The 23,237-nt window shown below is 33.4% G+C and carries 13 protein-coding genes; 6 read left to right on the top strand and 7 right to left on the bottom strand.

Annotation, left to right across the window (positions count from 1 at the left end):
* Positions 1-6 precede the first annotated feature (6 nt).
* Complete coding sequence (locus IU405_RS04405) at positions 7-1,194, bottom strand: Pycsar system effector family protein (RefSeq protein WP_197437401.1); 1,188 nt, start codon at positions 1,192-1,194, stop codon at positions 7-9.
* Positions 1,195-1,317: 123 nt separating this feature from the next.
* Here IU405_RS04405 and msrB point away from each other — a divergent pair, with 123 nt between their 5' ends.
* The 6 genes from msrB to IU405_RS04375 are packed head-to-tail and all read left to right on the top strand — an operon-like array spanning position 1,318 to position 9,223.
* Positions 1,318-1,767: a peptide-methionine (R)-S-oxide reductase MsrB gene (msrB, locus tag IU405_RS04400; protein WP_197437400.1), complete on the top strand. Its 450-nt coding sequence runs from the start codon at positions 1,318-1,320 to the stop codon at positions 1,765-1,767.
* A gap of 3 nt (positions 1,768-1,770) precedes the next feature.
* The gene (gene msrA, locus IU405_RS04395) at positions 1,771-2,307 is read left to right on the top strand and encodes a peptide-methionine (S)-S-oxide reductase MsrA (RefSeq protein ID WP_197437399.1); all 537 of its coding nucleotides are present in this window, start codon (positions 1,771-1,773) and stop codon (positions 2,305-2,307) included.
* Positions 2,304-3,860, top strand: a complete 1,557-nt coding sequence (locus IU405_RS04390; RefSeq protein WP_197437398.1) for a protein adenylyltransferase SelO — start codon at positions 2,304-2,306, stop codon at positions 3,858-3,860. Before msrA ends, IU405_RS04390 begins: the two co-directional genes overlap by 4 nt.
* Positions 3,861-3,890: 30 nt before the next feature.
* Entirely contained in the window at positions 3,891-4,910 is a 1,020-nt protein-coding gene (locus IU405_RS04385; protein WP_197437397.1) for an XdhC family protein, read from the top strand.
* Between the two features lie 3 nt (positions 4,911-4,913).
* Positions 4,914-5,525 (top strand): NTP transferase domain-containing protein, encoded by a 612-nt coding sequence (locus tag IU405_RS04380; RefSeq protein ID WP_197437396.1) that lies wholly within the window; start codon positions 4,914-4,916, stop codon positions 5,523-5,525.
* Complete coding sequence (locus tag IU405_RS04375; RefSeq protein WP_197437395.1) at positions 5,522-9,223, top strand: metallophosphoesterase; 3,702 nt, start codon at positions 5,522-5,524, stop codon at positions 9,221-9,223. The genes IU405_RS04380 and IU405_RS04375 overlap by 4 nt, the downstream gene beginning before the upstream one ends.
* A gap of 69 nt (positions 9,224-9,292) precedes the next feature.
* Here IU405_RS04375 and IU405_RS04370 read toward each other — a convergent pair whose 3' ends face one another.
* The 6 genes from IU405_RS04370 to IU405_RS04345 all read right to left on the bottom strand — a co-directional run bounded on the left by IU405_RS04370 (position 9,293) and on the right by IU405_RS04345 (position 23,112).
* A complete protein-coding gene (locus IU405_RS04370) occupies positions 9,293-11,137 on the bottom strand; it encodes a M1 family metallopeptidase (RefSeq protein ID WP_197437394.1) in 1,845 nt (614 codons plus the stop codon).
* 93 nt (positions 11,138-11,230) lie between these two features.
* Positions 11,231-12,946 carry a S8 family peptidase gene (locus IU405_RS04365; RefSeq protein WP_197437393.1) on the bottom strand — a complete coding sequence of 572 codons (1,716 nt, stop codon included), beginning with the start codon at positions 12,944-12,946 and terminating at the stop codon, positions 11,231-11,233.
* Positions 12,947-12,959: 13 nt separating this feature from the next.
* The gene (locus tag IU405_RS04360; protein WP_197437392.1) at positions 12,960-13,802 is read right to left on the bottom strand and encodes an MBL fold metallo-hydrolase; all 843 of its coding nucleotides are present in this window, start codon (positions 13,800-13,802) and stop codon (positions 12,960-12,962) included.
* 143 nt (positions 13,803-13,945) lie between these two features.
* Complete coding sequence (gene pbpC / locus IU405_RS04355) at positions 13,946-16,279, bottom strand: penicillin-binding protein 1C (RefSeq protein ID WP_197437530.1); 2,334 nt, start codon at positions 16,277-16,279, stop codon at positions 13,946-13,948.
* A gap of 23 nt (positions 16,280-16,302) precedes the next feature.
* On the bottom strand, positions 16,303-21,834 hold the full coding sequence (locus tag IU405_RS04350; RefSeq protein WP_197437391.1) for an alpha-2-macroglobulin family protein: 5,532 nt from the start codon (positions 21,832-21,834) through the stop codon (positions 16,303-16,305).
* 594 nt (positions 21,835-22,428) lie between these two features.
* On the bottom strand, positions 22,429-23,112 hold the full coding sequence (locus tag IU405_RS04345; RefSeq protein WP_197437390.1) for a hypothetical protein: 684 nt from the start codon (positions 23,110-23,112) through the stop codon (positions 22,429-22,431).
* Between the last annotated feature and the right edge of the window lie 125 nt (positions 23,113-23,237).

The raw sequence follows: 23,237 nt of genomic DNA, 5'->3' as shown, positions 1-23,237 counted from the left end.
TTCAATTTACAACACAAACGCCAATCCAAAAGCAATAACACTTACAATAATTCCTATCATAAAAACGGTGTAGGTTGTTCGTAATAAGCCATATTTTCTATTCAACACCAATCCTAAAAAGTATAAATCTTTGGTTAAAGAGCCATACAAATAATCTCGATCTTGCATCATTTCTGAAATTCCCCACTCAAAATCTTCCAATTTCATTTGATGAAAATTACCAAAAAACAACAAATTTACTTTCTTGTTTGCAACGTCTTCTTTCGAAAATTTTCCTTGAGTAACATTGGGTCTTGTTGCCATGATTGATAAAATCATACTTGCCACTGTAAATAACATAAAAATGACAGCTGGTACAATTAAAAAATGATTATTGGGATTGTCCAATTTTGGAATCAATGTTGAAAATGAAATTGAAATGATAATCGCATTGACTGATAACAAAATATTTGCTTTGGTATCTGCAATATCACTCAGCGTAATGTGATTTCGCAATGCTACTCTAAACATGGTTTCTATGCCTCGTTCAGGAACATCTCCTTTGCTTTTTTTAATTTTTATGGCTTCGTTTTTTTTATTAAATTTCAAGGAATTCTCTTTTAACTCTTTTTGATTTTTTAATAATTTTGATAGATTTTTTGATTTTGATTGTGTCCAATGTTTCAATGCATAAGTAGTAAAATACTGATGTTCTTCCATCAAAAAATGGATATTTTGAGTGGTCCATTCCAAATCAGACATGGTTTTAAATCCTGTTAATTCCCATTCTTTTCGCAATAAAGTCGCAAATTCATCATAATTTTTTAACGCTAAATGCGCACAATCAGCATCCATAATTATTTTTTCTAACTCATTTTTTGGCTGATGTCCTAATTTTGTTGCTAAAATTATCGCAACAATTTGTTCAATTCTTTCAGTAGAAATGTTCCTTTCGTTTAAAAAACGTGTCACAATTTGCACACTTTCTTCTTCATGGTTTTTTTCATTTTTGATAAAACCAGTATCGTGAAACCAAGCAGCAATCATCAAGTTTTCTGATTCATTTTCAGTCAATTGCGAATTTTCAGCAAGTTCTTTAACCACCTCAACAATGCGTTGTGTATGTGCCAAATTATGATATACATACTCCGTTTTTAGTTGAGAACCTAAAAGATGAGTTACATAATTTTCAACCTCGGAAAGCAACGTGTTCATAATCACAAAATTTTTATAAAAACAAATGTAAGCAAATTAAATGGCTATTTTAACTGAGGGTTTTGTCGTAAATTTACCTAACTTTTTACAACTAAATTTTCATTAAAAAAAACAAACTATTTTATGTTAACTTGGAAAGATATCATTCATTTTGCCACAACAGGAAATCCAACACCTGATAAAATCATCAAAAAAACGGACACTGAATGGCTAGAAGTTTTAACTCCAGAACAATTTAGAATTACCAGACAAAAAGGTACTGAAAGACCCTATTCTGGAGAATTATGTTCGATTTATGAAACAGGAAAATACACTTGTATTTGTTGTAATCAGCCGCTTTTTGATTCCACTATCAAATTTGAATCCAGTTCTGGTTGGCCAAGTTTTACGCAACCTATCAAAGAAAATGCGATTAAATATATCAAAGATATTTCTTATGGAATGGTGCGTGTTGAAGTACTTTGCAATGTTTGTGAGGCGCATTTAGGACATGTTTTTCCTGATGGACCAGCACCAAGTGGTTTGCGTTATTGTATCAATTCAGAATCTATGCAACTAGAAAAACAGCAATAAAAAATGATAAAAAACATACAAATTGCCACATTTGGAGGAGGCTGTTTTTGGTGCACAGAAGCAGTATTTCAACAAATAAAAGGCGTTGAAAAAGTAGTGTCTGGTTATGCAGGTGGAAATGTTCCTGGAAAACCAACCTATCGTGAAATTTGCTCAGGATTGACAGGTCATGCAGAAGTAATTCAAGTTACTTTTGATGCTGATATCATCAGTTTTGAAGACATTTTAGTGATTTTTTTAACCACACACAATCCAACAACCTTGAACAGACAAGGTGCAGATGTTGGCACGCAATATCGTTCCGTAATTTTTTATCACGATTCAATCCAACAAGAAATTGCTGAAAAAGTGATTGCAAATGTGCAAGCCTATTATGCTGAAAAAATCGTAACTGAACTCAGTCCATTACCTATTTTTTACGAGGCAGAAGACTATCATCAAAATTATTATCAAAACAACAAATCACAAGGATATTGCGAATATGTAATCACTCCAAAACTCGCTAAACTCCGAAAATTATACGCTGATAAACTCCAATGAATCTAACGATTAGAGAAACATTTACGAAAGAATTACCTTCAGACAACAACCTTGAAAACTCAAGAAGACAAGTCTATGAAGCTGTTTTTTCATTTGTAAATCCTAAAAAAACAAGTTCGCCAAAAGTGATTCATGTTTCTGATGAAATGTTAGAAAGTTTAGGTATTTCAACAGCAGAATCAAAAACAGATTTTTTCAGAGATGTTTTTACGGGAAATGTCATTTATCCCAATACAAAACCTTTTGCCATGTGTTATGGAGGTCATCAATTTGGCTCTTGGGCAGGACAATTGGGTGATGGAAGAGCGATTAATTTGTTCGAAATTGAGCATCAAAACAAAAATTGGCATCTGCAATTAAAAGGCGCAGGCGAAACTCCTTATTCAAGAAATGCTGATGGATTGGCTGTATTGCGCTCATCAATCAGAGAATATTTGTGCAGTGAAGCCATGTTTCATTTGGGAATTCCTACAACTCGTGCACTTTCTTTGAGTCTTTCAGGAGATCCTGTTTTGCGTGATGTGATGTATAATGGAAATCCAGCCTATGAAAAAGGCGCCATTGTTACCAGAGTTGCAGCATCGTTTTTACGTTTTGGAAATTATGAAATTTTTGCTTCTAGGAATGATAAAAAATATCTAAAAATCTTGGTTGATTTCACCATCAAACATCATTTTCCTCATTTGGGAAATCCATCAAAAGAAACCTATATTCAATTTTTTAATGAAGTTGCAGCACGCACTTTAACCCTAATTATTCATTGGCAACGTGTTGGTTTTGTGCATGGTGTGATGAATACTGACAACATGTCCATTTTAGGATTGACCATTGATTATGGTCCTTATGGATGGTTAGAAGGCTTTGATTTTGGCTGGACACCCAACACCACAGACCGTCAACATAAGCGTTATCGTTATGGAAATCAACCCAATATAGGTTTGTGGAATTTGTATCAACTCGCAAATGCATTGTTCCCTTTGATTGAAGAAGCTGCGCCTTTGGAAGCTATTTTAGAGGAGTATAAAACCAATTTTGAAAGTCAATCTTTACAGATGATGAAAACCAAATTGGGACTTTTTTCTTCAGATGAAAACGATCAAAAACTCATTCAAAATTTAGAAGATACCTTGCAATTGACAGAAACTGATATGACCATTTTCTTTCGATTATTGAGTGATTTTTCCTCAGAAAAAAATGGTTTTGAATTGATACAAGAGGCTTTTTATGATGTTGAAAATATCACTGAAAATATCAAAAGCAAATGGCAAAATTGGTTTGAAATCTATGCAAATCGTTTGCAAAATGAATCCATTTCCACTTTTGAAAGAAAACGAAAAATGGATGCTTTCAATCCAAAATATGTGTTGCGAAATTACATGGCGCAATTGGCTATTGATTCTGCAAATTTGAAAGATTATTCATTGATAGATGAATTATTTCAACTCCTTAAAAAACCCTATGATGAGCAACCAAAATATCAAAAATGGTTTGCGAAAAGACCTGAATGGGCGCGTGACAAAGTTGGTTGTTCCATGCTGAGTTGTAGTTCGTAAAAAAGTGTATATTTAAGCAACCAAATGAGTATGATTCAAGAATTCAAAGAAATTATTCAACATGCCATTATCAATCAACAAAAAGGATTGAAAAATGTGTTGGCGTCTGTCGTTTTTTTGGAAGGTTCATCCTATAGAAAACCAGGTGTTCGCATGTTGATTTCTGAAGATTTATCAACTGTTGGCGCTGTAAGTGGAGGTTGTGTGGAAAAAGAAATTATTCACCGAGCGCAAAGTGTTTTCCTTGATAATCAAGCAAAAATAATAACGTATGATGGGAGATATAGATTGGGTTGTGAAGGAATTTTATACATCTTGATTGAACCATTTTATGTTGAAAATGAATTTTTGAATCGGTTTTCTACCGCTTTGAAAAATCGTGAATCTATAGAAATCAATAGTTTTTTTATCAAAAATGATGAGGCTATTGGCAATTTTGGTTCACAATGTGTTTTTCAACATCAAGAAACACATTCTTTTTATGAAAAATTTACGCTTCAAACCAAAAATGAAATTGCCTTGTTTACCCAAATTTTAAAGCCAGCCTTCAGATTGTTGATTATTGGAGGTGAACATGATGCTGTAAAATTGTGTAAAATTGGAGCCAATATTGGATGGGAAATTGATGTAATTACCTCCGCAAAAGACCCAAAAACCTTGAAGGATTTTCCAGGTGCAAATTCGGTAATTGGAGAAACTCCTGAAACCATTCAATTTGAAAATATCGAAGAAAATACCGCTATTGTGATTATGAATCACAGCTATGTTCAAGATTTGAAATTTGTCTTACGATTAGTTTCCTATCAACCAACATATATCGGAATTTTAGGCGCACCAAAAAGAGGTGAACGTTTGTTTAATGAACTTTTTGAACAAAATGCTGACATTTCTGAAGCTTTTTTAAATAGCATTTACACGCCTGCTGGATTGCATTTGGGTGCACAAACTTCCGAAGAAATTGCCATTTCCATTATTGCAGAAATTTTAAGTGTTTTTAATGAAAAAGAACCTTTTTCACTTCGGAATTTGAAAGGAAAAATTCATTCATAAAGTATGAGAAATTTGGCTGTTTTAGTGTTGGCTGCAGGTGCTTCTTCACGAATGCAAACGCCAAAACAATTGCTAAAAATTGGTAATCAAACACTTTTGGAACATGTTTTAGAAAAAGCAATAGCGATTTCATCGGTCAACGTAATTTGTGTTTTGGGTGCAAATGCGGAATTAATCCAAGAACATATTTCGTCAAAAAAGGTAACATTTATCATCAATAAAAATTATTCAAAAGGATTGAGTACTAGTATTGTATGTGGCATTACATCTCTTCAGAAAAAGGATGAAGTTGTAGAGCGCGTTTTGATTTTATTAGCGGATCAACCTGCTATAAACGTGGAATATTTGAAAAACTTACTTCACTTTTCTGATAAAAATCCAACTAAAATTGTTGCATCAAAATACCCTAAAAATTTGGGTGTCCCTGCTGTTTTTCCAAAAGAATTCTTCCATGAATTGGCTACTTTAGAGGGAGATTCAGGTGCCAAAGAATTTCTTCAACAGCACAAAGAGCAAGTAATTTTTACTGATTTCAATGCAATTTTGATAGATTTAGACACCAAAGACGACTACGAAAAGTATATAAAGCATCTAAAAACGAACCAATCTTCATGAATTTTTCAAAAATATTCGGCTATTTGCTGTTCCTTTTCTTCTTTTACAATTGCGCAACAAACAAAATACAAGTAACTGAAAAAGAGTTCAATTCTTCAAAAAAAGATACCTCAAAAATCATTCATTCCTTCTATTTAGTGGGTGATGCAGGAAATTCTGAATTGGGAAAAAAAGATGCTGCTTTGGCATATTTGGAAAAAGAAATCCAAAAAGCAACTACAAAATCAACCTTACTTTTTTTAGGTGATAATGTATATGAAGTTGGAATTCCGAAGAAAAAAAAGAAGAAAAAATACAAACTCGCTACACATCGATTGCAGGTTCAAACGGATATTGCCCAACAATTTCCTGGAAAATCAATCTTCATTCCTGGAAATCATGATTGGTATAGTGGTTTACATGGTTTGAAAGAACAACAAGAATTGGTTGAAAAAGCGTTGGGAAAAAATTCTTTTTTACCCAGAAATGGCTGTCCAATTGAAAGAGTAACTATCAATGAAGACATCAGTTTGATCATTGTTGATACACATTGGTATGTAACCAATTGGGATAAACATCCTAAAATAAATGAAGATTGTGACATCAAAACAAGGGCAAAGATTTTAGATGAATTGGAAAGTGCCATTAAAAAATCGCAAGGAAAAACAACGCTGATTGCCTTACATCATCCTATGTTTACAAATGGTTCTCATGGCGGATATTACGATTTTAAAAGTCATCTACAACCTGTTCCAATCTTAGGAACTGTAAAAAATTTACTCCGAAAAACTTCAGGTGTTAGCAATGCAGACCAACAAAATGAAAAATACAACGAGCTAAGAAAGCGCATCATTACATTAGCACAAGAAAACGAAAAAGTCATCTTTGTTTCGGGTCATGAGCACAGTTTGCAGTACATTGTAAGAGACAATATTCCCCAAATCGTAAGTGGTTCAGGTTCCAAAAAATCGGCTGTAAAAAACACCAATGGAAGTATTTTTTCTTATGGTGAAAATGGTTTTGCACGATTGGATGTGTACGAAGATGGGGCATCAAAAGTGCATTTTTATGCAGTTAAAGATCAAAAAATAGTTTTTGAAACCACCGTTTTTGAGGCAGATAAAAAACCTGTTTTCAAAGAATTTCCCAACACATCTCTTCAAGGAAAAAAAGCGTCAGTATATGCTGAAGAAGAAATTAAAAAATCTAATTTTTTTACATTTTTATGGGGCGAAAGATATCGTGAATATTTTGGCACAAAAGTACTTGCGCCCACTGTTTCTTTGGATACTTTATATGGTGGTTTAGAACCAATTCGCAAAGGTGGAGGTCATCAATCAAAATCACTTCGTTTAAAAGACAATAAAGGTAGAGAATATGTAATGCGTGCTTTGCGGAAAAATGCAGTGCAATATTTGCAAGCAGTCGTTTTTAAAGATCAATATCTTGAAGGTGAACTAGATAAAACTTTGACAGAAAATTTGCTGATGGATGTTTTTACAGGTTCACATCCTTACGCTCCTTTTACGATTGATAAATTAGCAGAAGCCATCGAAATTTATCATACAAAACCGGTATTGTATTTTGTACCTAAACAGCAACGTTTAGGCGAATTTAATGAGGATTTTGGCGATGAATTGTACATGATTGAAGAACGAACAGATGAGGGTCATGGAGATAAAAAGAATTTTGGTTTTTCGGATGAATTGATTAGCACAGATGACTTGCGAAATAATTTAGCCAAGGATAAAAAATACGCTGTTGACGAAGAAACTTATATTAGAGCGCGGCTTTTTGACATGTTGATTGGAGATTGGGACAGGCATCAAGATCAATGGAGATGGGCTGCATTTGAAGAAGGAAAAAAGGTGATTTACAAACCTGTTCCAAGAGATAGAGACCAAGCATTTTCTATTTTTGGAGACGGTTTTTTATTGAATTTCCTAACAAATTCAATTCCAGCATTAAAAGGAATGCGTTCTTATGACGAGGAATTGAAAAATCCAAAATGGTTTAGTTATTCAGCATATCCATTAGACATTGCGCTTATCAATCAATCCACCAAAAAAGTTTGGGATGCACAAGTAGCACGAATTCAATCTCAAATTACGGATGAAATCATTGATGAAGCATTTCAACAATTTCCGAAAGAAGTTCAGGATGAAACTGTCTTAGAAATCAAAAGAAAACTGCAAGGTAGAAGAAAAAATCTGCAAAAAATTGCTAACAATTATTACAATTATCTCAATGAATTTCAAGTAATTACAGGAACAAATAAAGATGATTGGTTTGAAATAGAACGTTTTTTGAATGGTGATACAAACATTACTGTATACAATATCAAAGACGGAGAAAAAGGGGCAATTATCCACCAAAGAAGATACAATATCGACGTTACCAAAGAAATTTGGTTGTATGGTTTGGATGATGCTGATCGTTTTACTTCAATTGGTTTCACTGGAAATCGAAGTATAAAAATCAAAATTATTGGTGGATTGAGTAATGATATTTATGATTTAAAAACACCAACCAATATCAAAGTATATGATTATAAATCAACTAAAAACACCTTTTCTTCGGACGAAATTCGGAGAAAATTAACGGATGAATATGACATCAATACCTATGATTTTACAAAACTCAAAAACAATGCAAACTTGGTTTCTCCAAGTTTTGGCTTCAATCCTGATGATGGAATTAAATTAGGCGTTAAAAATACCTATATAGAAAATGGATTGGTTCGAAATCCGTTTTCAAAACGTCATGTGATTTCTGGTTATTATTACTTTGCGACACAAGGATATGAATTGAATTACGAAGGTGAATTTGCGAATGTTTTTGGCAATTGGAATTTGGGTGTTTCTGGGAAATTTACAAGTCCAAATTTTGCAAGAAATTTCTTTGGATTTGGCAATAGTTCTCCCAATCTAGAAGCAAAAAAAGAAGAAGGTGACAATGATTTTAACAGAGTTCGAATTGAACAATTTCATTTGGGAACTTTCTTTAAATGGCGAGGATATTTGGGTGCAGAAATCAAAATTGGTGTGCAATTTCAACGGTTTGAAGTAGAAAGAACGCCAGGAAGATTTTTAGAAACACAGTTTGCTGCATCAAACAGGATTTTTTCAGATCAAGAGTTTGTAAATTTTGAGGCAAGTTATTTTTACTCACATGCTGATAATAACGCTTTTACAACTTTAGGAATGGAGTTTGAAACCAGAAATGGTTTTACCAGCAATCTAAAAGATCAAAGAAACTTTTTTTACAACAGTACTTCTTTGGCAATTACTCACAAAATAATTCCAAATGGAAAACTCGTTTTTGCATCAAAAGCAAAAGGGCATTTTATTTTTGGAAAAGAATTTGAATTTTATCAAGCAGCAAATATTGGTGCCAATGAAGGTTTGCGAAGCTTTAGAAACGAGCGTTTCAATGGAAAAAATTCTTTTTATCATTCTACAGATATTCGTTGGGATTTGCGAAAACTAAAAACAGGATTATTGCCATTGCATATTGGAATTTATGGAGGTTTTGATTATGGAATGGTTTGGGGAACTCCAAGAACATTGACAATTCTTCCCTTTGCAAACCAAGAACTTCATACCTCAACAGGAGGAGGCCTTTTTTTCAATGTAGCTGATAAATTTTTAGGAAGTATTGGTTTGTTTTCAGGTGCTGACGGTTCACGATTTAGTTTTAATATTGGATTTGATTTTTAAATCTTCAACAAAAAATCACAAAAAAAAGGTGAAGTTAAAACCTCACCTTTTGATTTAAAATGAATCCATTTATCTCGTTTTCTTCAAATTACTATTATTCTCCAAATTTACATCTGCCATTAAACCACTTTTATCAATCATTACCGATTTTACTGATTTTTTTACATCAAAAGTATAGATTGGATTTGCCCAAGCCCAATCCTGTAAAATGGTAGCGTTTGTTGGTTTTGAACCTCTCATCATTTCTATTGGAATATTGAATTCTTGTGTGCTACCATCAGTAAAAACAACCTCAATATCAATAGGCATAGGCATTTGACCAATTCTTTCTAAGGTAATAATTGAGCCATCTACTGCTTTTACGCCATAATCAATGGTGTGAGTGGTTTGTGTCCATTCATTCAAATACCAATCCAAGTGAATGCCTGAAACTTTCTCCATAGAACGTTTGATATCATTGGGTGTTGGATGTTTAAAACTGAAATCTGCAAAATATTTTTTTATTCCATTTGCTACATTTTCTGCGCCAATCACATATTCTAATTGTGATAAAAAGATATTTCCTTTAGAATAACTTGCTGTACCATATGCCCAATTTGTTTCGTATCTATCTGAATGTGTAGAAAGTGATTCTTCATAACCTCTAGCAACAATTCCTCTGTAACTTCTGTAAGATCCTGAATGTGGATTTTCTTTACCTTCCTTTAAAATTTCATTCTCTGCTTTGTTAGAAATATAAGAGGTAAATCCTTCATCCATCCAAGGATGCAAACTTTCGTTGGTTGCTAATAAAAATTGAAACCATGTGTGTGCCATTTCATGAGCAGTTACTCCAAATAAACTTCCAAAATTGCGATGTCCAGTGATCAATGTTGACATAGCATATTCCATTCCCCCATCTCCACCTTGAATTACAGAATATTGTTTGTAGGGATATTGCCCAACATTTGTGCTAAAATACGTTATTAATTCTGCCGTTTTTGGCTGCAATTCTTTCCAGTTTTTTAAGAATTTTTCTTCCAATGTTTTCTTATAGAAAAAATGTAAATCAATCCCATTATCCATTTTATACGTATCATGAATGTACTCAGGATCAGCAGCCCACATAAAATCGTGAACTCTTGGCGCTTTGAATTTCCATGTCAATTTTTCTCCTTTTGGCAATTTTAAACCCTTTGATTTGTCTTCATAACCATGACCCACTTCTTGCGGATTTTGCAAATATCCTGTACCACCAATCGTATATTTTTTATCGATATGAATTGTTACGTCAAAATTTCCCCAAACTCCATGAAATTCTCTAGCAATATAAGGAGGTGTATGCCAACCTTCAAAATCGTATTCTGCCATTTTTGGATACCATTGTGCCATAGACAAAGCAACATTTTCTTCACTATTTCTTCCAGATCTGCGAATTTGAATGGGAACTTGCGCCTCAAAAAGCATGTCAAACGTTACAGATTCTCCAGATTTTATGGGTTTATTGAGCGTAACTTCTAAAATGGTTCCCACAGTTTCATAAGTAACTACAGCTCCATTTTGCTTCAAAGAATTTACCTTGATATATCCAATTTCATCTGGTTTCAGTTTACTGATTCTATCTCCAACTCTTTGATCAGGGTCTTTGATGGTCAATGAACGAATATCCATTTGAGAACCTGGTTGAAAGGCATTGAAATACAAATGATAAAACACTTTATTGAGTTCATCAGGTGAATTATTGGTGTACACCAATTTTTGAATTCCTTTGTATTGATAGTTGTTTACATTCATATCAATATCCATAGTGTAATCAGCATGTTGCTGCCAATAAAATTTATTTTTTACTTTTTTTTGAGTGTATGTAGTTTCTTTGGTTTGTGCGCAAGCAAACATTACAATCATTGATAGTGATACAAAAAGAGTTTTTTTCATGGTTTGATATTTAGATTTTTAGATTGTTGGATTATTAAATCATTAAACCTTTTTAATTTTAATATTGAATTTTGGACTTTAAATTTTGAATTTTTATTGTTTTTTTCTTGATAAATAATCTGCCAATTGCATTGCGTTATAAGCATTTACAAGTCTTCCAGAAACTGACAAATCCTCAAAAGGAACTAATTCTCCTGTTGGATTTTCTTCAGTCGGAGAACCCGGTTTGATGACTTTAAAATCGATTTTTACTCCTGAATTCATCAAAATATATTTTACTTCTTTTGCTGTTAAATTTGGATAATAAGAACGAATCAATGCTGCAACTCCAGAGGTTGAAGGAGCAGCCATTGAGGTGCCACTCAAAGGTTCATATTCATTTTTTGGAACAGTGGAATAAATATCAACTCCAGGCGCAAAAACATCCACATTGATTTTACCATAGTTTGAAAAATTGGCTACCAATTCTTCATTATAGTATAAACTACTTGCGCCAATTGTAATCACATTGTCTGCAAATTCTGTTTTTAAATCTTTAGAGTCGTTTGGATATGTTTCACGAATGTCAATATTTTTTCCATCATTTCCAGCTGCATTTACTATCAAAACATCCTTTTTTGCAGCATATTCAATAGCATCAAAAACCCATTCTTTGTTGGGTGAAAAACGTTTTCCAAAACTTGTATTGATGATTTTCGCGCCATTATCAACAGCATATCTGATTCCCAAAGCTACGTCTTTATCATGCTCATCTCCATCAGGAACCACACGAACTGTCATTATTTTTACGGTATTGGCAACTCCTTTTGCTCCTTTGTTATTATCTCTTGAAGCAGCAACAATTCCAGCAACATGTGTCCCATGTTTTTCCAAATCTTTATCGCCAATTACATTATTATTTCCATAAAATTTATCATTGATATCATGTAAATTATCGCCTAATTTTTCACGATCATTCAAGTCCAAATCATAGCCTTTCATCGCTTTCACTAACTCAATTTTATAATCTTTAACTTCATTCAAATAGCCAATTAAATCCTCTTCTGTAGCACCATTTTCTAACACTTTTTTGATGGTTTCTATTTGTGTAATCATTAATAAACTCGTTGGTTTTAAGCTATCTAAATCGCTAATTTTCAATTTTTCTTTGCCTGCAAATCTCCTTACATCCTCAAAAACCGCTTTCAAACGTTCCAAATTGTTTTGCGTTTGTTCCATATCTTGAATTTCAAATTCTTTTTGACTGATGGTTAAACGATATTCTTCTTCCATTTTTTGGTACGCTTCAAATGCGGCTTTGTCTTTTTCATCAATTTCATCAGCTTTTTTATTTGCAAATTTCTCACGTCCTTTTTTCACCAAACGTGTGATTTCTAGTTGATCAGCATTGATCATTTTTCCTGATTCATTTCCGAGAAAATTCCATCCATAAATATCATCTACATACCCATTTTTATCATCATCAATCTTGTTTCCTTTGATTTCTTTGGTATTCATCCAAAGTACATCTTTCAAATCTTCGTGTTCAATATCAACACCAGAATCTGCAATGGCAACAATCACTGATGTTGGTTTTTTACCTTCCAAAAACTGATATGCTTTTTCCAAACTCATTCCTGCAATTGAATCTTTTGTTAAATCTGCATGCGACCAAAACTTTTCCTCTTCTTCGGAAAGTACTGACTGTTTTGGAGTAATTTTAATTGGAGCATCAAAATTGGGAAGTGATAAAACTTTTTGAGTTGATGCACAACTTGCTAAAAAAAGAGCCACAAAGGCACTTAAAAAAATTGATTTTAGGATTCTCATTTCTGTAAAATTCTTACGTAAATATTTCTGTAAATTGGTGAGTGGTGTTCAATCGAACGCCTTTTTCTGTATGCTGAACAGTGCAAATTTCATGAGTTGCATCGTGTTCTAAAAAAAGGTAAAAATTATGATCAGCAGCTTGTTTTAAAAAAGCCGCTTTTTCTTTGATAGTAATGAGTGGTCTTGTGTCATAACCCATCACATATGGCAATGGAATGTGCCCAATTGTGGGTAACAAATCTGCCATAAAAACCAAGGTTTTTCCTTGATATTGAATGATAGGCAACATTTGCTTTTCTGTATGACCATCCACAAAAAGTACGTCAAAACCTATTTGATCTTTGGCATTTCTATGGATAAAATTCAATTGACCATTTTCCTGAATAGGTAAAATATTTTCTGATAAAAAAGAGGCTTTTTCTCTTGGATTTGGTTCAGTTGCCCATTTCCAATGATTATCATTTGACCATACTTTGGCATTTTTAAAAGCAGGAATTAGCAATCCATCTTTGTTTTTTTGAATGACTCCTCCACAATGATCAAAGTGCAAATGGGTCAAAAAAATATCGGTAATATCATCTCTATGAAAGCCTAATTTTTTCAAAGAAGTATCCAAAGAAAAATCCCCAAAAAGGTAATAATGGCTGAAAAACTTATCAGATTGTTTGTTTCCCAAGCCAGCATCAATCAAAATCAAGCGATTCCCGTCTTCGATTAACAAGCAACGCATGCTCATTTCTATCAAATTATTGGCGTCTGCAGGATTGGTTTTTTGCCAAATTGATTTTGGAACCACGCCAAACATGGCACCTCCATCCAATTTAAAATTTCCTGTTTCAATAGGATATATAGTCATTGTAAAAAAAGTTCTTCACGAAATAGGTTATAAAAATAATCATTTCAAAATGGTTGCAAATCTTTTTTGTCTTTTTTATGATTTTGTAAACAAATTTTGCGCTTTTCCTGAAGGTTTTCAAAACCTTGCAGGATGTTTCATTGTTATTTTATTTCAATTTGCTGTCGAATTTCTGAACCAAAATTGTCAGTTACAGAAATGCTATGAATTCCTACTTTTGGAACAATTGCCATTTGATGCAACTCAAATGTTGTCCCTAAAAAAACGGCGTCCAAATACCAAAAAAGCGTTGCGCTTTTATTAGAATGGGCTACTTTTAAAATCAATTCGTTGGTTTTTCCTTCAAAATCTTTCGGCAAAAAAATGGTCGTTTTTTCAGAGGGATATAAAAATTTCATGGCGTTATTTTCATCAGAAATACAATCTTTTCGAAAATCGGGCAATGATTTATAAAACGGATTTTTTTCTTTGTAATAATATGCCATCAATGGTGGCAATACAAACCAAGATTTCTGTTTGATATTTGCAAACGATTCGCACGAAGTATTTACTTGATATTGCTCAGAAATATCCACATTAACCAACATATGAAATGGGCATGGAGCTGTTTTTAATCCACTATTTTGAATGAAAATTGGCCTTTTTTCTTCGCAAATTTGTGTGGCTCTATATCCGCTTTTCGAACAAATTTCTACTTCAGTCATTTCATCAAATGGCTTTTCAAACCACGATGAATTTGGGAGTTTATCAAAAATAGCAAACAAAATAGGCGCAGCTTTTTGCACACCCACCAAACCTGGTCTGCCCTCACCATCTGCATTGCCAACCCAAACTCCCACAACAAAATCTTTGGTAGCACCAATTACCCAAGCATCTCTAAAACCAAAACTCGTTCCTGTTTTCCAGGCAATCTGTTTGGAAGAATCAAAAAATTCCCAGTTTTCTTCAGCATCTGGTCTGTTGACTTCCTTTAAACTTTCGAAAGTGAGATAACAAGAAGCTGCATCAAAAATGGTTTTTTGAGATGTTTTTGTTCCAAAATCTACTTTTTTTTCAGCATAAAAAGTAGGTTCGCAAAACTCATTTGTAAAATATTGACTCGAATTTTCAGTATAATGATTGATGGTTGAAGCCATAGAAGCATAGGTTTTTGACAAATCCCACAAATTGCTTTCTGCGCCACCTAAAGCCAATGTCAATCCATAATGATTGGCACTTTTTTTAATGTCTTTCAACTGTAATTGCTGCAAATAATGATGAAATTTTTCCAATCCAAATTGCTGCAACATGCCAACTGTTGGCACATTCAAAGATTTTGACAAGGCTAATTTTGCTGAGACAGCACCTGCATACGTTTTATCAAAATTTTCAGGATGGTAACTTCCGTAATTCTTTGGAACATCAGCTACTAAAGTGTTTGGCAATAACTCGCCATTATCTAACATGGCTGCATATAAAAACGGTTTTAAAATGCTTCCTGTACTTCTGGGTTTGTCAATAATATCAACATCTTTTTGGTTGTTTTTGGTTGTTGGAGAATTGCCAACATATGCCAAAACTTTTCGAGTTTTTACATTCAAAACCAATACAGCCATATTGTTGATGCCATTTTTAGAAAGCTGATTATAATGCTGTTCCACAATTTCATTGGCTTGTTGTTGTAGATTTTTATCAATAGTGGTTTGCACAAAATTTCCTTTTTTTTGCTGATGGATTTTTTGCAATAAATGGGGCGCAATTTGTGGTAAAGCATACGGTTTTTCAGGAATTTCCTCCAAAATAGACAATTGATAAGTAAGTGAATCTATCTTTTTTTCAAGTAGTAATTTTCGCAATAATCGATTTCTTTTTTCCAATAATTGCTGCTTATTTTTTCCTGGATAAATTAAATTTGGTGCATTTGGCAACACCGCTAAAGTGGCTGCTTCTGCCCAAGAAAGTTCAGTTGCTTTACGATTAAAATACCGCCAAGAAGCTGCATTCAATCCCACAACATTTCCTCCAAAAGGAGCGTTTGATGCCCAAAAAGCAAGAATTTCTTCTTTGGAATTTCTGATTTCTAGACGTGTTGCTAACATCATTTCAATGATTTTTTCAAAATAGGTTCTGGATTGATTATTTCTGCTCAAACGAATCACTTGTTGTGTGATGGTACTTCCTCCTCTTTGGACTTTTCCTGCCTCAAAATTTTGGTAAACAGCTTTGAAAATCGATATTGGATTGAATCCTGGATGTTTGTAAAAATAGGCATCTTCAAACTGGACAACACAAGTTTTGAATTTTTCAGGCACTTCGTTTTCATGAGGAAAACGCCATTGGCCATCCTCTGCAATCAATGCTCCTATCAACTCATTTTTTTCACTGACAATTACGGTTGATGTTGGTTTTGTAAACAATTTTTTGGGCAAACAAAAGGCATACAACAATAGGAATATTGAAATAACGATTGATTTTAAAACCAAGGGTTTAAAAAATATTTTAAACCCTTTGCTTTGATGTATTATTCCACGACTTTTGTCCAACTTCCTTTGGTTTTTACAAAATAATCATTGTCATACATCGCTTCTACCTGAATTCCAGGCAAATAATAAGTTCCTAAATAGGCAGCATTCAGCAACACTGTAAATGTTTTTGATGCTGGTTTTGAAACTTGTTTTTTCAAATCAATGTAAAAATGAACACGATCATCTTTTACATCTGTATAACGTGCTTCACTTTTGATGGAAGTTCCAAAATCAGTAAAACGTGTATTTACAATTTCCCATCCTGATGGAAAAATTTGAGTAATAGCAATGTCATTTACATCCGTATTTTTTGGATTACTTACGGTAATTGTTGCAACAAAATCTTGTCCCTGTTTCAATTCATTGACTGAAATTGGAGCTCCTTTCAAATCTTTGTATTGTACAGAAACACTCAAACCTCTACTTTCAGAAATTTCATTGCCAAGAGCAGGTTTTCCAAAATTTAACAATCTAACATACACTACATTCGGTTCATTATTTTTAATTCGGATGGAATTTTTACCATTTTTCACCACAATATTTCGTTGAATTAATGAAGATTTTGTGTCAATTTTCTCCGTTTTTGCACCATTTGTCAGGCTAATTTTCATCGATTTTCCTCCGTTTTTTTCTACCATTTTTCCAATTGCTAACAAACTAAAAGCCGTGGTTTGTGTGCTCATCCATTGATTGCTAGACAACTCTTTTGCTATGGAAGTTGCCAATTCTTTGGTGTTTTTATTATTTGTCAATAGTAACGTTTCTAAAGCCATTGCAGCATTTCTGGTAGTGGAGCCATAGTTGTAAAAATCACTCTCAGAAAAATCCAATTTGGCATTTTTCAAAATAGCATCACTGGCTTCTTTTTGTCCAACCAACACATAAGCAGCTGCCAAACGCCATTTTGCGTCATTGGATAATTGTGGAAATTCGCGCAAACGATTCATTGCTGATAAATCAGGATTGTTTGCCAATGCCAAGGTGTACAATCTGTAAGCTTGTTCCAAATCGCCCAAATAGTTGTTGTAAGTTGGTCTCCAATTTCGGCCAACTTGTTTTTGATAGGCAATAAAATTTGTTTTGAAAGTGAGTGGTAATACAAATCCTTTTTTCTCAGCTTCCAGCATAAAATGTCCTGCATACGAAGTGCCCCAATCGCTAGTTTCATCTTCACCTAACCAATAACTCAAACCACCATTTGGTTTTTGGAAATTCCCAATTTTTTGAATTCCTTGAGTAATATTCTCCTGAATTTCTTGTTTTTTGGAAGCTGAAATATCAAAAATAGAGGGCATGTACAATTGTGGAAAAACACTTGACGTAGTTTGCTCCAAACATCCATGAGGATATTGAATCAGAAACGCCAATCTTGAGGTAAAATTCATAGCAGGAATTGTAGAGATTTCAAGCATTGCTGTATTGGAACCTTCAACTCCAAATGTTTGAAAATCAATAATTTTCTCAGCATTTGGTTGCAACTCAGTTTCTATCAATTGAGAAGCTATTGGATTTGGATTTATGACTTCTAAAGTTACTTTGTATTTAGAAGTTTGACCATTTCCAGTGCCAATGATTTCAACAGTTTGAGTTCCTGTAACATTCAAAACATCCAAATCAACATAGCACATTTTTTCATCAGATTTTGAAAAAGAGATGGTTTGTGAATTGTTTCCAGTAACTTTCAATCCTTTGCTAGTATTGACTTTTATAGAAACATTTTTGATTTTATCATCCATCGTAAAAATGCTGATAGGCAAACGAACTTTTTCTTTTGGCGATAATTTTCTGGGTAATGTTGCCAATATCATCAAAGGTTTTTTTACCAGTACTGTTTTTTCTGCACTTCCATAAGCTTCCTCATTCACATTTCCAGCAACAACCATTGTTCGAACAGAACCAATATAATTTGGCAGTGTAATTTTGTGCGATTTTTTAGCCCCTTTATCCAACTGAAAAGGCCCTAAATATTTTACAACAGGTTCAAATCTATTCACTTTTGGATTTTTTCCTTTCTCCAAATTTCCGTCACCACCAATCGCAAAAACCTGATCAACACTTCCTGAATACGCACCAATAACATCATCAAAAATATCCCAAGTTTTGATGCCCAAAGCTTCTCTTGCAAAGAAATTATCAAAAGCATTGGGTGTTTTAAAACGGGTTAAATCCAACAATCCATCTTCAACAATTGCAATAGAATAGGTCATGGATTTGTTATTTTTTTCAGATACAGAAAGGGTAAATTCTTTTTCTGGTTGCAACTCATTGGGCATCGAAATTTGCGGTTCTAATTTGGTGGATGCATCTTCTACCAACAAAGGAATTGTTCCAAAAAGTCTGATTGGTAAATCGTTCTCAGAAATTTGGTGAGGTTGCAATAATGAAATACTTGCATACACATTGGGCGCCATATTTTTGGTAATTGGAATTTCGATGGTGGTCATTCCCTTTTGAACTGCTACCCATTTCGTTTCTAAAATTTTGGTGCCATTTTCAATACTCACTAATGCATTTCCTTTAGAGCCAGAAGGAAATGTAATTTTTGCAGTTTCACCCACTTCATATTTTTCTTTATCTGAAGAAAAGACTAACATTTTGGCAGCTTCTTTGTCTCCAGAAGTAGCATTTTCCCACCAATTTTTATAAAAATAAACTACTTTTCCTGTGGCATGTCCACTTTTTTTATCCAAAACTCTTACCAAATAACGACCTCTTTGAGTTTCAGGAATATTCAATGTAAAATTGCTTTCTCCTTTTGAATTCGTCTTCAGTTGAAGTGTTTTATAGGGTTTGTGATAACTACTTGCTGTATATTTTGATAAATTATCATTACTTGCGCTCCACCACCAACGCCAAGCAATTTGATAAATAGCCACCTCAACTTCAGTATTTTGAATTGGATTTCCGTTTTCATTGACAGAAACTATTGAAAATTGTTGATTTTCATCTGTGTTAAAAGCTGTGTTTTTATCTTGATTTGGTGTTTTTAATCCTACAAAAGAAGTATAAGGCGCATAGTTTTTAGAGAATGCATCAATGGAAAAATCACCTCCATTTTCAAACGCTCTCACCAAAAACTGAACTCGTAACATACCTGGCGCATTTTCACCAATTTTGATATTTTTATTGATTTTTGAAATTCCATTTTCATTCAAATTTCCATCAAAAAAACTAATTTCTTCGGTTTCAAAACTTCTAGAAGGATCTGAAAATAAATAGTTTTGATACTTTTTAAAATTGAAATTTGTTGCTGAAATTTTTGCTGTAATGGTTGCTTTTAAATTCTTTGCAGGTGTTCCATGAAGCCATTTTACATCTAATGTTCCATTAATGGGTTTTTGATTGGATAGCATTTCATCTTCAAAATCTACCTTAATTTTCAGGCGATTTGGCTTTACAGTTTCTACTTTTAAAGACTTGTAAAACTTGGCACCACCCACAGAAACAATCGCTTCATAATTTCCGGTTTTTGCTTCAGGAGCCGTATGTACTCTGAAACTATAAAAATTATTGACGTTTTCCGAGGTTACCTTTTTATACATCAATTTGCCTTGAGGGTCTAAAATTTCCAATTTTACGGGATGATTTTTGGGCAATGGATTTTCAATATCATTCAATAAGAATGTCAAATACATAGCATCTCCAGGTCTCCAAACGCCACGTTCTCCATACAAATATCCTTTGATTCCTTTTTGAGTTTGTGTTCCTTCAACATCAAAATTACTGACAGACAACGTATTGCCATCTTCAAGTTTGATATATCCTTTGTTTCTGCCTTTTGTAACCACTGCAAAAGCCGCATTTTTTTCGCTTACAATTGTTGTAATCCCTTCTAAATTGGTGTTTTTAGTTGCAATTTCTTGTTGTTGATAATTGAACAATTGCACTTTTGCATTGCCTTCAGGTTTGGAGGTTACAATATTTGTAATGGCAAAAAAGTACTCGTTATTGGTTCCTTTTTTGGCGGTAATTCCAAGATTGGAAGCCAATAAATTTTGAGCAATAAAACGCTCACCACTTTTATAATAGGCTTTATTACAGGGATTATTTCGTTCATTCCAATCATACTCATAATCGCGATAATCATACAATTGATTGTCCCAATACAACTCTTCATTTTCATCTTCATCCGAAAAATCAGCTGGATTTTTGTGCTCATCCATTTCTTTTGAAATGGTATTTTCATCACATGAATACAAACTTTGATGCTGGTTAAAACTAATTTCAATTCTGTAAATAGCACCAGGTTCCGTTTTTACCAATTTAGAAATATCAATGCTATAGGCTCTCCAATTTTGGATGTAATTCTTTGGGTCAGCAACCAACGTAATGGTTTTTTTTGCCACTCTCCTTCCTACCCTTTTTAGTTGGTATTCGTCTGTACTATTCAAATTATTCTCTTGCAAAAATTGCAATATGTTTTTTTCATAAATTTTGATGATTTTTACATCAACCGCTTTCAGATTGATGGCTTCAAAATTATAGACCAAATTGCGTGAATCAGGCAAAATCACACCACTTGAAATAGCTCTAATTTCAGGTTTTTGTTGTTCAAAAGTAATGGTTTCAGAAAAGGGATTTTTGATTAAAAAATCGTCCGTACTTTTAATTCCCTGAAAAACGGAAACTTTGATATTTCCAGAAAATTTCACTTCTGAAAACACTTTTAATTCATTTCCATTGATGATAAAACGCGGATTTTTTTCATTTTCAATGGTTACCAAACCATCAAAATTTTGTTGTTTATGTAAAGGATCAGAAAAATTGATGGAAATATACTGTTCATCAGCATCTATGGGTGAAATGCTCAACACTTTAAAAATCTCTTTTCCTAGAATCGAAATGTCATTTTCTCCTTTTGAATCAGCATCTATTGGTTTTCCATCCCAAGAAACTTTGACAACAGATTTCGTATCAAAACGCTGCACACTGTCTATTTTAAACTCAAAAAAACGTTCTTTTTGGTACGATTCGTTCCAAATAATTTTTTTTTTTGTGCCTTTTTGGGAAGCTTGAATCAGCATTTTAGCTTTTTGTAAATCAATGATGTCAGCAGATTGCAATATTCCTTCTATGTATTGATACTCTCTAGAATAGGATTGAATTGTACCTATTTTGATACTAAAACTTGGTGTAATTGTTTTAAATTGAAACGTGTATGTTTCAAATTCTTTGGGAGTATTTTTATACAAATTTCCTAATTTTACAGTAACTGCATAGGCTGTATTTGGAGTTAAATTTTCATCAGGAATAAACTCAAACGCGTGCTTATTTAAAATCTTGATTTTCCCATTTACAATAGGATTGATGTCAATAATTTCGGCAGTAATTTCTTGATTTGGTTCCCAACCATCCACATCTTTGGCAAGATTCACCGTAATTTTTTCTTCCACAGAAACAACTCCTGATGTAGTATACTTGATATACTCTTTGAATTTATAAATATTATTGGGTTCAATGTTCTTTTTATTGCATGAAATAATGGTAAAAAAGGCAATAAAGATTGGAATTAAGTGTTTCGTTTTCATACGGTTGATGGTGTAGATTGTCTTTCAAAAATAAGAAATTTGTAGCAAGAAAAATCCCAAAATTCATAAAATATATACCTACTGAAAAGCTTTAAAAAATTGAAAGAAAAAAAATAATGTACCACAATATCCTAAAAACAACACCTTTTACTTTTTATAGCATTCAATCTCCCAATACACTGTAAACACTGATTTATATGTAAGGAATACCTGTTTATTTATAAGAATTGGCAATCTACTTATAAAAAATGTCGGTATATACATAGGGATTTACGATTGATTAAAAGGATTTTACGATACATTCATAGGAAATGTCGGTACATTAATAGGAATTGGCGATGCATTTATAGGAAATGTCGGTATGTTAATAGGAATTAACGATGCAATAAAAGGATTTGACGATGCGTTAATAGGAATTGGCGATGCGTTTATAGGAAATATCGGTTGATTAATAGGAATTGACGATGTGTTAATAAGGTTTGGCGATGCGTTAATAGGAAATGACGGTTTGTTAATAGGATTTTATTATTAAACAGTTATTTTTTGAAAACACATAAAAAAAAGGGCGATTGCCCTTTTCTTTATGAATGTTGTTTATACTTTTTCTATGAATTTCAGTTTTACCATGGCGCTATGATATGGTTTTGCGCTGTCTCCTAAAGATTTTAAATAGGATTTCACATCCCGCATCAATTGGATGACATTGTTATCATTGTTGTATAACACATTGTTTCTATTGATTCTTGCGGTAATCAAGGCATTGCCTGCCGTGTTTACGGTGGTGCTTAGCGTGGCAAGATTGCCATGTAAGGTTTCCAAACTAGCCACTTGTATTTCAGATTCATTGGGTGCGTAATTGGCATGAGACCCTAATTGTTTGATGAATACATCTAAATTAGCAATACGACTGTCATAACTCATTTGCGAGGTAGAAATGCCTATTGCCTCTGTGGTTTCTGGGTTTGTTTTTTTTGCCTTTTGGTCGCCACGAATTTTCTTAGCTTGATTGGCAATGTTTTCTTTGTCTGCTGCCGAAATGTCTATGGATTTGGCATAGTTTAATACTTTGGTGACCAATTTTCCAAGGGATGCCATGGCATCTTCTCGTTCTGAAACCGCATTTTTATAAATTGGTTTTTTGCTATTCAGCTCATTGAGGGTTGTTTGCAATGAAGCACGAATTGGGTCAAGATTTGCTAATTGAATTTTAGCATTTGACGGATTGTAAAGCGTGCCCATTTCTTGAAGAATTTGGAATGCACTTGTAAGCTTCCCCAAAATTCGGCCATTTAAAAATAGAATTCGACAAGCGACGCAGGAGCGCGTTCAGTAAAAATTATTAAATTTAAAGCCGAAAACTTATGAAGACAACCCAATTTACCGAAAACCAGATTGTTGCCATT

This window comes from Polaribacter sp. BAL334 (genome assembly GCF_015767435.1).
In the GTDB taxonomy this organism is placed as follows: domain Bacteria; phylum Bacteroidota; class Bacteroidia; order Flavobacteriales; family Flavobacteriaceae; genus Polaribacter.
This window is presented reverse-complemented; position numbering and strand designations above follow the sequence as displayed.